Consider the following 14,133-nt stretch of genomic DNA (forward strand, 5'->3'; position numbering starts at 1 on the left):
AAAGGAGAACAATCATGGAATTAGTAACACTTGTAATTGGATCATTGGGTGCGATTGGAACGGCACGTGGACTTTGGGGAGTATGGCAAGGCTGGGAAGACTATGCCGTAGGCAAGAAGACTGACAACGTGCAACAACAGGAACGTGGCCAGTCAGGTATGCTTTACGGTGGTATGATGGCTGCAGGAGCGGCTACTATTTCAGCTGCAATCGTCGCTGCAATGAATGCACTTACTTTCTAGGAGGACATCGTGGATGTTAGTGAACTGACAAAAAGCTTATCAAGCTATAATGAGACTGTCAATGGGACCGCAGAGGCTATAGCAGCCTCCCTACGTCCCTTGGCGGTTATTATTTTAGGTATCTGTTACCTAATAGAGATAGACTCCTGGTGGAAGACCTTCAAACAGGAGGGAGGCAATCTAACAAGTGAAATGTGGTTTGAAGTAGCCTATAAGTACCTGATCTCACTGTTGTTGATTTCCATGTCTAGCCAGATTTTTGATGCAATGGTGGCAGTAGTGAATATAGCATTGAATTTAATTGATGCTGCAGTGCCAGGGAATATTGAAGAATATAATTTGGATTTAGGGACTATCAAAGGGTGGTTCTTAAAAAATGTAGTTAATTTTATCGGTGGACTTGTTCAAGGAACAGCAAGTCTATCAACTAAGCTATTAACTATGATGAGGTTTTTCCAAATGTATCTGCTTAAGGCATTTGCCCCACTATTAGTAGCCTTTTCCTACCAGATTCTACTAGATCGATAGCACTAAATATTCTGAAACACTTTGGTGCAGCGGCTTTTCAAGCTATTATACTTTTTGTAGTTTTGAGGCTATATCCTGCTTTGGTAACTTCTGATATATTATCAATCAATACATCTGGAACACTTGCAAACTGGGGAACAGCTTTTGTTTCTATTGCAAGAGGGATAATATTCATCTTTATGTTATTTGGTAGTCAGAAGTTGGCTAAAAGCTTGATAGGAGCTATGTAAGCATGGTATAATAATGTTATAGGATTAGTCAGAGGAGAGACACTATGGAACAAACAAAAACAAGGAAGCCTTCGGCAGGGTCAGTGATTGGCCTAGTCTTAAACAAGTCACTAGATGTTATCATAAATATTGTGACGATTATGTTTTCTGTCGTGGTTGGCGTTCCAGCCTTTATTTTCCTCTGGATTTCCAAGTGGGCTAGCACGATAATCTGGTTATCTATTCTCTACTATGGTGGGGGCTATGTCTACTTGAGTAATTCTGAGCTTGGGAAGACAACTCAAAATTATAATTCAATCTTGATAACAGAACAAAATATCTTAATACTTGTTATTGTTTCTATTGTCCTCTCTCTCCTCCTCACCCTGCTCTCTCTGAGAAGCAAGCGAGAGGAAGATGAGGATGAGTAGTTTATAAACACAAACATAATTACAATTACAATTGTAAATATAATTATAAACACGTTACAAAAGTAGCGTGTTTTTTCATTTGTGAAAGGAGAACGTATGAGTAAATTAGGGTCGGAATTCCTGAAGGAGTTTGACCAGTTTGAGCGGCCAATCATGTTTGGTCGAACTAAGAGACAGTTGATTTTTTATATGGGAGTTGCTCTCGCTGTACTTGTTAGCGGTCTGCTTTATTATTTCAAATTTCCTCTGTTTATTGTGTATCTGTTACTGGCAGTTATTACAGTCCCTGTCTTCATCTATGGAGCAGGAAAAGATGAGGAGATGAGGGAGCGGTGGCGTTTTCGGTATACCATACAGGAGAGAGCTTATATGACAGACTTTCCTCCAGGGGAGCAACGATTGACTAAGAAAGATTTTATGAGACAACAGAAAGGAATTAACGAATTTGAAACTGACCAAGGCAGAGAAACAACGTAAACGCCGCTTGCAGCGACAGATGAAAGCCAGCACGCAAAACTCAATATTTTTCACCAGCCTGCACGAAAACGGGCTGATGCACCTGGCCAAGAATGACTGGTCACGGACCTATCGTCTTGGCGACGTGGCCTATACCTCGGCCAACAAAGAGGATAAGGTAGAGGTGATTGATACCTATGCGGAAGCTCTTAACAGCTTAGATGCTGGCAATAATTTTCAGTTGCTTGTGCTAAACAAGCGTATCGAGACAAATGCACTGGAGGGAGTCCTCTACAAGCCCAAAGGGGATGCAGAGGACCTTTATCGTGAAGAATACAATCAAATTATTACAGAGCGATTCTCAGCTGATTCTCGCAACTTTAAGGTGGAAAAGTACATCACCTTATCCACTCAAGCCTACGACTCTCTTCAAGCTGATATTCAACTGCACGAGATCGGCGGTAGTGTTCGTGATCAATTTGCGGAACTCAATATTGATTTGGACGATATGACAGGGCTGGATAGGCTCAAAATCTTGAATTGGATGCTACGGGGGCAGCTTTACTTTCCTTATAGCTACAAAGATATTGCTCTATCGGGTCTACGTGCAAAAGACTTTATCTCCCCTAGCCGTATCCACTTCCTAGAAGATCGGATGAAAATAGATGACTTTCATGCCAGTGTACTTTATGTCCGACAATATCCAACCTGGATGACAGATCGGATGATAAAGACCTTAACGGATATAGGGATTGAGCTAGCAATCACAGTCCATGCCAATCCTTATGACCCAGGGCAATTCACTCAGAAGCTACTGACAGCTCAGTCACAAGTTAAGGTGGAAATGATTAAAAACCAACGTGAAGGAGCTCAAGCAGGAATACTTGATCCTGAATTGGCAGTATCAGGAGTGGCCAAGGAAACCAACGAAACCACCAAACGTTGGAAGGAAGAGACCATGGAAAATGATCAGAAGGCATTTTCTGGGGTTATCGCAGTCTATATCATGGCAGATAGCCAGGAAGAGTTGAAGAACAACGAGGACAAGGTTAAGGCTGCTGGTCGTAAGCTAGGAGTCGTATTTGATCATTGTTACTACTACCAGGAACAAGGTCTGAATACTGTCCTACCGCTAGGCTATGCTTATCTAGATGTCAAACAGGACTTTATGCGACCTTTCACGACGGCCAATGTGGCCACGCAAATTCCGTTTACCAACGTCGATCTACAGTCAAAGAGCAAACGTGCTCTTTACTATGGCCAAAATCAGCTATCTCATAACGTGATTACTCTGGACCGCAAAGAGCTTAATGCTCCGAATGGTGTGATTATTGGCTCGTCTGGATCGGGAAAAGGTACTACAGCTAAAACAACGGAGGTTATCCCGACGATCCTCGAAAGACCGGAGGATAAAATTATCATTGCCGATCCGGAAGGAGAGTACACAAAGATTGCTGAAGCCTTTGGAGGAACGGTCATTGATATTACAACCAGGTCTAAGACCCATATCAACCTTTTGGAGCTACCAGATACAGATGAGCAACTCTTTGACGATGACGATGCGGAAATCGATGTGATTGCGGATAAGAGTAACCTCCTGATGAGTCTCTTTGAATCTGTCCTAAAAGAAGTAACAGATGATCATGTTACTATTATCGACCGTGTCACATCAGAAGTCTATCGCCGATTTGAGAAACCAACCCTTAAAGATTGGCAAACAATCCTTGAGGAACAACCAGAAGAGGCTGCACGTGACCTTGCTACTAAGGCAGAGATTTATACCAGGGGAAGCCTGGATCTTTTTGCATATCCCACCAACGTAGACCTTTCCAACAGGCTAGTTGTTTTTAACCTGAAGGGCTTGAGTAAAAAGCTAAAACCCTTTGCTCTGTTGGTCCTACAGGACTACATTTGGCAACAGGTTGTCTCTGCTCAAGGGAAACAGACAATTTGGCTTTATTGGGATGAGCTTCATTTGACCTTCAGGAATCCTACAGATGCCACTTTCTTCACGGAGGTTTGGGCCCGTATCCGTAAATACGGGGGTATTCCAACAGGGATTACACAAAACATTGGTACCATTGTGCGATATGAAGAAGGCAGAAACCTACTGTCCAACTGTGAGTTCATGATTTTGCTGAAGCATAAGCCGCAGGATTTGGAGAAACTGAAGCAAGTGTTGGATGTGCCTGAAGCCCTGGAAAAATACATCACACGGCCAAAACAAAAAGGCTCAGGCTTAATCGTAGCAGGTAGCACCATTGTCCCCTTTGAAAATCCAATCCCTAAAGATACTAAGCTCTTTGACTTGGCACAAACAGATGCCTAAAGGAGTGACCTATGAATCAACGATTCGAAAAGTGGACAATTAGTCGTAACCATGAGCAACCAGTTAAAACAATTCGTTATCTGAAGCTGGAAACTCAACATGAGTTGAAACCTAAAGTGAGGGTTGCCCCTTCTCAATCTCAGTCTCAACATATTGGAACAACAAAAAGTGTTGGGAAAATAAATAAGGTGAAGACCTGGGTTAAAGAACGAACAGAGTACCAAGAAGTTGTTCAGGAACGCACTCAAGAACAGCTTGCCTCTACGACACAAGCAAAGCCTCAACGTGCAGTCAGAACTAGCCGTTACCAGAAGCAGGTTGCTAAGGGAGAGTATAAGCTAGCTCAAAAGAACTATAGGTTGGCTAAGTCCTCCAAGGATTTGCAACTCCTACAGGCTTCCAAAGAACGCTTGCAGGCTGCTCGTATTGACTATGTTGTAGCCAAAAAAGTCCACAAAGGCACTATAAAGCGTTCTGGTGGAGGAAAATTAACCAAACTAGGCCAATCAAGTTACCAATCAGGTAGAAAAGGTGCGGAGTCTGTTTTCTCTGAAGACGAAACTCTAGGAGACATTGCAGCTAGCAGGCAACAGATGAGGCAAATCCATGCTAGTGTGGATCAAGGAAAGAAAATGGCTAGGTACTCACAGAAGGTGGTCGTTGATGCAGGAAAGAACGCCTATGGACTAGCGAATCGTACATACAATCTTGCACGTGGCCAAGGTTTTACTAGAACCCCAGTCGCAAATCGTTGGGAAACTAGGCTGAAGCAAGCAACAGAACGCATGAAGCGTCGCTTGACACGTGGGCAAATGAAGAAGGCTAAAAAGGCTAGCCAGAGCTCAGTAACGGCGTTAAAAAAGGTTGTAAAGACTGTGACCAATCTTGTGACGAATCCGCTACGTGCTCAGACCTATTTTATTGGCTTTGGATTGATCCTGGTTATCTCGCTTTTCTCTGCAGGAGCTTCTACCACAGTCCAACAGGATGAATTTGACCTCAACGATTCCTGGTTGCACTTGTCCAAAAGGGATAGGGAAAAGTCTTCAGAAAAGGTCGATTATTGGACCAATATAGATGACATTATTTTCTATATGAATTTTAGATACGGTAGCGAGTGGTCGCCCGGTAGTTCCTGGAATGAGGGCTTTGGAGGGAAAATTACAGGCTTTCTAGGATTTAATAAATACAGTGATGCCCTTAATGATATTTGGAATCACCTCAACGATGACACTGCGAATTTGCAACAAGTCTCAGATGTGGTTGGAGTAGACTCAGATTTTGAATGGGCCAAGTTAAGTGATGAGGAATGGAAAGCATACCAGGAGCAGATTGAACTGACAGATGAGGTTGGACGATATCCAAGTTACCTAGAGCTTGAAAATCCCTTTTACTCAGAAGACGAGGAATTATCTGCAGAGCCCCTCTTGGTTCTTAAACGTTATGGTTACGAGACAAGCGATACCATTTATCAGAAATCACAACTTAAGGCAAATACAGGGCAACGGTTGCTGGCACCACTAGCAGGTACTGTCACAGTGACAGGTGATGATTTGGAGATTGCTACGGCAGATGCTCGCTTCACCTTTGTAGATGTTGCAGGCATTCGCTATCAAACTGGTGACACCGTTGTTCCTGGTGATGAAGTTGGCTCGGTATCGACTGCAGGCTTTCAGGAGATTTCTTATCAGAAGCTACAAAGAGCAGATAGTGAAAAGGAAGCAGATACCTGGACCTATGTTAATCCAGGTTTCTATTTTGCTTCAGTAAAATACAATCAGACTACCAGTGTTTTGTCGGACTTAGAGTTAAGTGGAGACATGGCAACTCGTGTCCGTCAGGCATACGAGTATATCAAGAAATATGAGCCAAAGGCCACGTTAAAAGGGGCTGCCGCTATGTTTGGTAATTTTTGGACAGAGTCCATGCTTACGGCCAAACGAGCAGAAGGTGACTACCTTAATCCTCCAATTGGGGCAAGTGATAGCTCCTGGGATGACCCTAACTGGCTATCGATGAACGGACCCACGATATACCAGGGGCGTTACCCAAATATTCTTAGACGAGGACTGGGATTGGGACAGTGGACGGACACGGGAGATGGAGCAATTCGACACAGCCTCTTACTAGCTTATGCACAAAGCAAAGGTAAGAAGTGGTACGACTTAGAGCTACAGATTGATTTTATCTTCAATGGGGATAGTCCCTATTATCGTGAAACGGCCAGACAGATCCTTACCAGTGAGGATGACCTAGACAGTCTTACTCAGCGGTTCTTAGTTGAATGGGAGGGTAACTCTGGAGATAAACTTCTGGAACGTCAGAATAATGCCAAGCAAATTTTAGCCTTCTTGAGTACCCCAGCAGGAGGAACAGGGATTGCTGCGGCTTCCTGGGACTTCCCAGAAGCCTATCGTAGCCGAGTTCCTAATCCACCCTCGACAGCCTCGCTAACTACTCAACAAGGTAGTGGTTATCCTGTCGGGCAATGTACCTGGTATGCCTACAACCGTTTGGTCGAACTAGGCAGCATCACGGATTTGTCGGGTGCCTATGGCTATCTTGGAGATGGCCAAAATTGGGTACAGTCGCTTGTTGCTAAAGGTTGGAAAAGAAGTGCAGTACCCGTTGTCGGTGCTGTTGTATCAACAGCTGGAGGCTTTGATGGGACACCTGCAGCATACGGGCACGTTGCAATCGTCGGTGCGAGACGTTTCTAACTGAAAAGGTTAGACACGTTCTTGAAAAATCAATCTGTTTATCAGGTTAAATTTGAAGAGAATGGAGAACTCTTATCTTGAAAATTGGAATGAAGGGGTAACGCCCTGAAACGATTTCTCTAATACTCCGACATGCGTTTATCTGATGCAAAGGTAAAGGTATGAAGCTCGGTGAAGTCGGCTGAAAGATACCGTCATTCTTAAGGACTTAAGAATCGAAAGTGTTCCAGAGGTGGGATATGTATCTGATAGGTCGGGAGTCATTAAAAACTAAATAGGGTGAGAATGTGCATGAGCACTGACGAACCAGCGAATGTACGCTCCGAAGGCGAGTACGTAGAAATGCGTATAGCAACGTAAGTTGTTTCAACTTGAGGAAGAGTAAGAATCGACGATATGAAATTCCTTGTTATGTTACAGGCATATCAAAGTTGAAGGGGTATAGCTAGGCACCTAAGTTTAGTATTGATAAAGATAAGGGAACGTCGAAAGCTAGAGATGTGGAGGATGCACAACCAGCGAAGCAATGGAAAGGAAATCATAACTTTCCTTAATCTCTAGTGAGAGTGGTGGCACGACCTTTGAAAGTGTTGTAATGATACTGGAGGAACAGCCACTAGTCAATAGTGTATTGTTATGAACTTTATCATTTCATGGATTCTTGTAAGACATAAAAGGTCACGAATCCAAAGAGAGGAGTGATAGACCATGACGAAACCAAAAAATGATGACAAACTATTAAAACGTCAAAAACTAAGGTATGCGGAATACTATGGCATGACCGAAATATTTGATGATTTATATTCCAAAAGTCAAAATGGATTCAACTTTAAGAATTTGATGAACATTATCACATCTCCCGAAAATATACTACTCGCATATCGTACCATAAAGCGGAATGGTGGTAGTCAAACCGAGGGAGTAGATGGTGTTACCATTAAAGATTTAGAAAATTTGACCCAAGAAGACTTTATCTCTAAAGTTCAAAGAAGATTTCAATATTATAGACCCAGAAAGGTCAGAAGAGTAGAGATTCCTAAACCAAATGGAAAGAAACGACCACTAGGCATTCCCTCGATGTGGGACAGAGTAGCCCAACAGTGTATTTTACAAGTGTTGGAGCCAATCTGTGAAGCGAAATTTTATAAACACAGTTATGGATTTAGACCCTTAAGGTCGGCTGATAATGCTATTATGGACTGTATGTATCGTATGAATAAAAGTCATATGTCTTATGTCATTGACGTTGATATTAAAGGCTTTTTTGATGAAGTGAATCATACTAAGTTAATGCGTCAAATCTGGACCTTAGGTATCAGGGACAAACAACTTCTAGTGATTATTCGAAAAATGTTAAAAGCACCAATTGTTCTTCCGAATGGAAAAGTGAGCCATCCAACTAAGGGCACACCACAAGGAGGTATCTTATCTCCACTACTTGCCAATATCAATCTTAATGAATTTGATTGGTGGATAGGACGACAATGGGAAGAAAGAGATTGTAAGGAATTAGTTCCTCAATATAATTCCAAGGGAACAAGACACAAGTCACATGTTTATAGAAAGCTGCGAGCTTCAACGACACTAAAAGAGATGTATATTGTTCGATATGCGGATGATTTTAAAATCTTTTGTCGAAATAGGAATGAGGCAGAGCGAACGTTTAAGGCTGTAAAATTGTGGTTAAAAGAGCGACTTAACCTCCCTATTTCAGAGGAAAAATCTCAAATTACCAATCTGAGAAAGAAAAGCAGTGAATTCCTCGGGATTACTTTAAAGTTAGTTTCTAAGAATAATCGCTTTGTTTGCTTCTCTCATATTGCACCAAAAGCCAAGAAACGTATTAAACATCAACTGAAACAACAGATGAAATTGATACAAATTAAAGGTGTTAAAGAAACAATTATTCGTGAAATACAGAAGTATAATAGTATGGTTATCGGTATTCATAACTACTATAGTATGGCAACACATGTGAGTAAGGATTTAGAAGAAATTCATTATCAGCTTTACCTCTCTTTTAAAAATCGATTGCAGGCGAAAGGTCTGACAAAAATAGGAGAATACAAGGGAAAAGATAAAGGGGTTCTCCCTTACCTTCAATCTCAAAATATTCGGTACTTAATGGGTTATCCAATTCTTCCAATTAGCTATGTCAAGACGAGAACACTAAAAGGAAGAAATAAGAATCTGAATAGGTATACTCCTGAGGGGAGAAAATTGATTCATAAACAACAGGAATCTGTGGAAACCTGGAAATTAAAATGGCTGAGAGAACACCCAATTATAAATAAGCGTGCAACTGTTGAATACAATGATAATCGAATTTCTTTATTTGTAGCTCAAAAAGGGAAATGTGCTGTAACCGGTCAGGAATTGGATATGGATGATATTCATTGTCACCATAAGAGACCTTGGTCAGAAACAAAGGATGACTCTTATAGGAACCTTATCATTGTTGGACGAGATAGTCATCGCCTGATTCACGCAACAAATGAGAAGGCTATCAAAAATCTCTTTCAGCTTTTGAATTTGAGTAATACAGGACTGACCAAATTAAATCAGTTGCGTGAACTTGTAGGAAATCCACCATTATTGAAAGAAAATTTGAACTTAGAATAATCATGTTAATCATATTAATATAGAAAGATAAAGCAAAATCGTGATAATACACTATTGATGGAACGCCGTGTGCGGTAAAAGTCGCACGCACGGTGTGAAGCGGGGGAAAAGATGGAGATAGTATCAAAGTTTTACCTATCGCTATAGGCTGTAAATTCTGATGGGACTTTCTTGGTCTCAGAATGTAATATCAGGGGAGTCCAGGACAAAGTGCATTTTAGCGTGAAATCGCCTGCAGCTTTTTATAGCTTTGCAGTGCCAAGATAGAAAGGAAAACAACAATGACAGATGAAGTCAAAATTGAAAGACTCAAGAAGTTAGGGATAGCCTTCGGTGCTGTCCTATGCCTCTTGATAGGATATGGCTTTGGAGCTAGAGGGAGTTCAGGGGAGAAAGCGACAGAGTCAACTCAACAACAGGAAACAAAGAAAACGGTAGTAGAAGAAGCCTTAACCCAGGACTACGTGGAAGACTTTCTTATAGCCTATTACACTAAGAAGGACCTGGAGGAAAATAGAAATCGCTACAAAGTCTATATGACGGACTCCATGTACCAGAGAGAGCTATCTTTGGAGGCAGCCCCAGTCCAACAGACTTATAAGGGATTTGTGGTTGACTTCAAGTTTAAGAAGGCTGAAATCTATATCGATGAAGCCAATAAGACGGTGCTAGCTAAAGTGAGTTACACCAATACCCTACTAGCTGAAAAAAATAGCTATGAGAAGGCCCAGAAGGACGTGGCCAATCAAGCAACCTTAAGGCTGACCTACAGTACCGTAAATGGTAAATTACTGGTCAATCGAATTGAAAATATTTTATTGACAACAAATAGTACGCCAGATAGTGACTATCCAGATTATGGTACCAGTCATACAGAAACCACAGAGGGAGGAGAATAATAATGGCTAAAAAATTAACAAGCCAAGATTTGAAAAATAAATGGCAAAAAGGTGAGGAAGACCTAGATAAACTAAGGAAACAACGTGATGATCTTCAGGAAAAAATTGCGACTCAGCAGCAAAGAAACCAGGCTTTAAGAGCTGAATACGTGACTTCACTATTGACTGAAAATGATGCTTCTATTGAGGATTTGGAAGATCTATTGCTTCAAAGGATGACAACGGAAGTCCTTGAATCCTCACAAGAGCCAAATACAAGTGAGGCAGGTGGTTACTGATGTTTTTAGCGTTAAACTTAAAAAGTGGCGTTGAGGAGCAGTTTGAAACGAGGGATCAGCTCTTACATTACATTGATACTGAAAGTGCTAAGAGTCAGGAAGAAGAGGTAGAAGTGATCCTGGAGTTAAGTCATGTGAATGCGAATGGCGAGCTGGTAACTAAGACTCGTATACTCCTCCCGATCAAAGAGTCTGCAGATGCTTATCTGATCAATTTTGGTATCGAGCAGGATAAGAAAGTTTTTGTGTTTCCAGGGAGAAAAGCTGGAAGTAAGTCCCCAGGAGCTAAGGAGAAACAATCTGGGAAAAAGGAGCCTGCTGCTCCTACCCCAGCTTCAGAAGTTGCTGAACTTTCTAAGAATGACTTAGTTACTGAGGCGATGCACTCCTCCAAAAACAAGCGAAAAGGTACCCTTAGTAGCTTACTCCTAGCAGGCTTATCTGTCGCTTTAGTAGCTTCTATTGCCTATACTGGTTTTCAAGCCGTACAACTCAAGCAACTCAATGAGCAGGTTACCAGTCTTCAGAAGGAACAGGAACGGCTACGACTCTATCAGGAAGATGTGACCAAGGTAGACACCTTTAGCCGCTACTTCTTACCAACCTATTTCTCTGGAGAGAAGGAACGCCTGGCCGACTTTCTTACAGAGGAATTGTCACGGGAGGACTTCGACTTACCAGGACAAAATCTTCAGTCGGTTATCCTGGAGACAGCCACTGTAAAAGGTGGTATCTATACTATGCAATATGTGCTTGTTGTGAAACAGGCAGATGATAGCAAGAAAATGATACGCTTTACTTTTGCAGTCGTAGCAGACCAGGATAGTCTTTATGGCTACCGTGTCAGTCAGATTGATCCAGAGCAAAGTTATCCCAAATAATAGCAGCGAGTTAGAATACTTGCTGCTTTTTTGATAGTAAAGGAGATTTTATGGACCAAGAAAAAGTTAGCTACCAAATCAAGGATGTAGCAAAGTTAACAGGTGATGTACTGTTGAAAATTTTGATCGAGATAAGTGATCGAACTGCTGATTATATCAAAACTTTTGAATCTAATCGGCATTTCACAGGGGAAACCAAGTGGAATCGTCTTATGGCTACGTCTTCGGCCAAGGAAATCAAACAATTCCACACAAATGAAATAAACCTGGAGAGGCTGAAGACCTACCTAGCTGATAGAGGTATTGCCTTTGCCTTCAAAGAGGCAGCCAATGGCAAAATGGACTTTGTCTTTGAGGCGAAAAATAGGGCTGTCGTTGAGAAGGTATTTGAGGAGTTGATGAACGAGTTAACCAAGCCTGATACTGTTAAGGGCTTGAATAAGTTATTGCTGAAGACTCCTGAAAACATGAATCTCCAGGACAAGTTGGCTTATTATCGTAAACAAACTACTTTAGAGATTGCGGCACTGACCAAGACTCAATCAAAGCACCAGTAAAAAACAAAGGAACGGTAGAAAAGTCATGACAAGCGGAGTGAAGAAAAAAGCTTTCAAGCCCTATCTCTTTCTGGGATTCGTATTTTTTAGTCTGGCTTACTGGATTGTAAAACTGTATGAAGTAGCTCCAGATACACGCAGTTTATCGGATCCACTGGCCTTTGGTCGACTCCGTTGGATGATGCAAAATCCATTGGCTCCTATCGATATAAAGCCAAATCTCCCAGCAATTTTATTTGGATTTTTAGGCTTTATGCTAGCAATGTTCCTCTATCTAAGGATTGATCGCAGCGAGACCTTTCGCCCAGGAGAAGAACATGGTTCTGCCAAGTTTGCGACTGCTGAAGAACTGAGAAAGTTTCGGGATGAAATCCCTGATAATAACATGATTTTTTCTCAAAACGCCCAAATGGGACTGTATAATAAGCGGCTACCGTACACTGTACAGTTAAACAAGAATACCTGCAATATTGGTACACCTGGAGACTGGAAGACACGTGGCTTGGTGAAACCTAACATTATGCAGGCAGTAGGATCGTTTGTATTGATGGACCCAAAGGGATTGACAGTCTACGAAGTAGGTCACTTGCTAGAGAACGAGGGATATGAAATCAAAGTCTTTGACTTGGTGAACCTCTCAAATTCTAATCAATTCAATGTTTTTCATTATATGACAGATGAAACAGATATTGATCGTGTCACAGAATCCCTTATATTAGGCACAACAAAAAGTGAGAATCGAGGGGAGGACTTCTGGGTACAGGCAGAAACTCTATTGATACGAGCGTTGATTGGCTATTTATACTTTGAAGGTAAGGTCTTAAGGGAATATGAGCCTAACATTGCAATGGTGGCCGATATGTTAAGGGAATTAAAGAGAGAAAATCCTGATGTGCCAAGTCCTGTAGAAAAGATGTTTGAAGCTTTGGAAGCCAAGTTACCGAACAACTACGCTGGCAAACAGTTTAAGCTGTTTATGGCCAACTTTGGCGGTCAGACTTTGATGAGTGTCTTGGCCGTAACCTCTGCTCGATTTGCGGTATTTGATCACGATGCCGTTCGCCAAATGGTGGCTGTAGATAATATGCAGATTGAAACCTGGCACACGACCAAGACAGCAGTGTTTATTGCTATTCCTGAAACGGATAAATCTTATAACTTCATAGCTAATCTCATGTTTGTGACGATGTTTAGGGTGTTGCCTAAGGTAGCAGATGAGATTCTGCAGGGGCGGCATCCAAGGTTTACGGCTAAGGATCTTTTGCATATACGCTACCACCTGGACGAGTTTGCCCAGCTAGGTAAACTCGCAAACTTTGTGGAGACACAGGCCTCTGCTCGTTCACGAGAGGAGTCTCTTAATATCTACCTTCAGGCCCTTAATCAGCTCAAGTCTCTTTATAAAGATGACTGGCGGACTATTCTCAATAACTGTGGAGCAATTGTTTATCTAGGTACAAATGATGAAGATACCATGAAGTATTTTTCCACTAGGGCTGGGAAACAGACTTTGCAGGTGAGGAACAGCTCTAAGACCTACTCGTATCAGGGCTCGTCTAGCGAGAGCATACAAACAATCCAACGTGATTTGATGACTCCGGACGAGGTGGCCAGAATTGGAATTGAAGAAGCCCTGGTCTGCATTGCAAAGCAAAATGTATTTTTGGATAAGAAGTTTAATCTATTGTCACATCCAAGGGCGGATCAATTAGCCGATAGTCCCGAGGATGAAAATTGGTACAGGTACAGACGTTATATGTCTGATATTGACGAATGGGAGTCCAATGTCGACAAGAGCACTGTTATGGTTAGCAGCGGTCATAAGCTAGAACAACAGTCGCTCATTTGGCAAGAGGTACTTGATACAGCTGCTGCAGAGCAGGAGTATGTTCAAGAGGAGGTGGAGCCTGAAGCCAATGACCAGGATTATTTCCAAGGGTTATTGGATCAATTAGAGAAGGAAGAAGCATTTTTTAGATAG

The 14,133-nt window shown here is 41.9% G+C and carries 13 protein-coding genes and 1 pseudogene; 13 read left to right on the plus strand and 1 reads right to left on the minus strand.

All coding sequences use genetic code 11. The features are described from left to right. Positions 1–14 precede the first annotated feature (14 nt). Together GPW69_RS03860 and GPW69_RS03865 are read left to right on the plus strand one after the other, a co-directional pair. A complete protein-coding gene (locus tag GPW69_RS03860; RefSeq protein WP_074391438.1) occupies positions 15–242 on the plus strand; it encodes a hypothetical protein in 228 nt (75 codons plus the stop codon). 9 nt (positions 243–251) lie between these two features. Continuing rightward, positions 252–770, plus strand: coding sequence for a hypothetical protein (locus GPW69_RS03865; protein ID WP_232051784.1), 519 nt, complete (start codon positions 252–254; stop codon positions 768–770). A gap of 37 nt (positions 771–807) precedes the next feature. On the opposite strand, the gene GPW69_RS10710 is transcribed toward GPW69_RS03865, so the two are convergent. Next, complete coding sequence (locus tag GPW69_RS10710; RefSeq protein ID WP_232051785.1) at positions 808–945, minus strand: hypothetical protein; 138 nt, start codon at positions 943–945, stop codon at positions 808–810. Positions 946–1,044: 99 nt separating this feature from the next. Between GPW69_RS10710 and GPW69_RS03870 the strand changes: the two genes are divergently transcribed. The 11 genes and pseudogenes from GPW69_RS03870 (at position 1,045) to GPW69_RS03915 (ending at position 14,133) form a co-directional block, all read left to right on the plus strand. Further along, positions 1,045–1,410, plus strand: a complete 366-nt coding sequence (locus GPW69_RS03870) for a hypothetical protein (RefSeq protein WP_074391437.1) — start codon at positions 1,045–1,047, stop codon at positions 1,408–1,410. 96 nt (positions 1,411–1,506) lie between these two features. After that, positions 1,507–1,887, plus strand: a complete 381-nt coding sequence (locus GPW69_RS03875) for a PrgI family mobile element protein (protein WP_074391436.1) — start codon at positions 1,507–1,509, stop codon at positions 1,885–1,887. Between the two features lie 19 nt (positions 1,888–1,906). After that, positions 1,907–4,195 carry a VirB4-like conjugal transfer ATPase, CD1110 family gene (locus GPW69_RS03880; RefSeq protein ID WP_171841468.1) on the plus strand — a complete coding sequence of 763 codons (2,289 nt, stop codon included), beginning with the start codon at positions 1,907–1,909 and terminating at the stop codon, positions 4,193–4,195. 11 nt (positions 4,196–4,206) lie between these two features. Next, positions 4,207–6,915, plus strand: coding sequence for a phage tail tip lysozyme (locus GPW69_RS03885; protein ID WP_074391434.1), 2,709 nt, complete (start codon positions 4,207–4,209; stop codon positions 6,913–6,915). A gap of 708 nt (positions 6,916–7,623) precedes the next feature. Further along, the gene (gene ltrA / locus GPW69_RS03890; RefSeq protein WP_074390954.1) at positions 7,624–9,537 is read left to right on the plus strand and encodes a group II intron reverse transcriptase/maturase; all 1,914 of its coding nucleotides are present in this window, start codon (positions 7,624–7,626) and stop codon (positions 9,535–9,537) included. Between the two features lie 147 nt (positions 9,538–9,684). Then, positions 9,685–9,804: pseudogene (locus GPW69_RS10915) on the plus strand (phage tail tip lysozyme); the annotation flags it as partial. Between the two features lie 14 nt (positions 9,805–9,818). Then, positions 9,819–10,436 (plus strand): hypothetical protein, encoded by a 618-nt coding sequence (locus GPW69_RS03895; protein WP_074390963.1) that lies wholly within the window; start codon positions 9,819–9,821, stop codon positions 10,434–10,436. A gap of 2 nt (positions 10,437–10,438) precedes the next feature. Continuing rightward, the gene (locus GPW69_RS03900) at positions 10,439–10,714 is read left to right on the plus strand and encodes a hypothetical protein (RefSeq protein ID WP_074390964.1); all 276 of its coding nucleotides are present in this window, start codon (positions 10,439–10,441) and stop codon (positions 10,712–10,714) included. After that, positions 10,714–11,595 carry a hypothetical protein gene (locus GPW69_RS03905; RefSeq protein WP_074390965.1) on the plus strand — a complete coding sequence of 294 codons (882 nt, stop codon included), beginning with the start codon at positions 10,714–10,716 and terminating at the stop codon, positions 11,593–11,595. The genes GPW69_RS03900 and GPW69_RS03905 overlap by 1 nt, the downstream gene beginning before the upstream one ends. A gap of 50 nt (positions 11,596–11,645) precedes the next feature. Further along, complete coding sequence (locus tag GPW69_RS03910; RefSeq protein ID WP_074390966.1) at positions 11,646–12,152, plus strand: DUF3801 domain-containing protein; 507 nt, start codon at positions 11,646–11,648, stop codon at positions 12,150–12,152. A gap of 25 nt (positions 12,153–12,177) precedes the next feature. Further along, the gene (locus tag GPW69_RS03915) at positions 12,178–14,133 is read left to right on the plus strand and encodes a VirD4-like conjugal transfer protein, CD1115 family (protein ID WP_074390967.1); all 1,956 of its coding nucleotides are present in this window, start codon (positions 12,178–12,180) and stop codon (positions 14,131–14,133) included.

Origin of the sequence: Streptococcus suis (assembly GCF_902702775.1) — a bacterium.
Lineage (GTDB): Bacteria > Bacillota > Bacilli > Lactobacillales > Streptococcaceae > Streptococcus > Streptococcus hashimotonensis.

Bases quoted from the DNA above. Each gene is read 5' to 3' on its own strand.
- GPW69_RS03860 (WP_074391438.1), top strand. From the start codon at position 15: ATGGAATTAGTAACACTTGTAATTGGATCATTGGGTGCGATTGGAACG.
- GPW69_RS10710 (WP_232051785.1), bottom strand. From the start codon at position 945: ATGAATATTATCCCTCTTGCAATAGAAACAAAAGCTGTTCCCCAGTTT.
- GPW69_RS03870 (WP_074391437.1), top strand. From the start codon at position 1,045: ATGGAACAAACAAAAACAAGGAAGCCTTCGGCAGGGTCAGTGATTGGC.
- GPW69_RS03875 (WP_074391436.1), top strand. From the start codon at position 1,507: ATGAGTAAATTAGGGTCGGAATTCCTGAAGGAGTTTGACCAGTTTGAG.
- GPW69_RS03880 (WP_171841468.1), top strand. From the start codon at position 1,907: ATGAAAGCCAGCACGCAAAACTCAATATTTTTCACCAGCCTGCACGAA.
- GPW69_RS03885 (WP_074391434.1), top strand. From the start codon at position 4,207: ATGAATCAACGATTCGAAAAGTGGACAATTAGTCGTAACCATGAGCAA.
- ltrA (WP_074390954.1), top strand. From the start codon at position 7,624: ATGACGAAACCAAAAAATGATGACAAACTATTAAAACGTCAAAAACTA.
- GPW69_RS03895 (WP_074390963.1), top strand. From the start codon at position 9,819: ATGACAGATGAAGTCAAAATTGAAAGACTCAAGAAGTTAGGGATAGCC.
- GPW69_RS03900 (WP_074390964.1), top strand. From the start codon at position 10,439: ATGGCTAAAAAATTAACAAGCCAAGATTTGAAAAATAAATGGCAAAAA.
- GPW69_RS03905 (WP_074390965.1), top strand. From the start codon at position 10,714: ATGTTTTTAGCGTTAAACTTAAAAAGTGGCGTTGAGGAGCAGTTTGAA.
- GPW69_RS03910 (WP_074390966.1), top strand. From the start codon at position 11,646: ATGGACCAAGAAAAAGTTAGCTACCAAATCAAGGATGTAGCAAAGTTA.
- GPW69_RS03915 (WP_074390967.1), top strand. From the start codon at position 12,178: ATGACAAGCGGAGTGAAGAAAAAAGCTTTCAAGCCCTATCTCTTTCTG.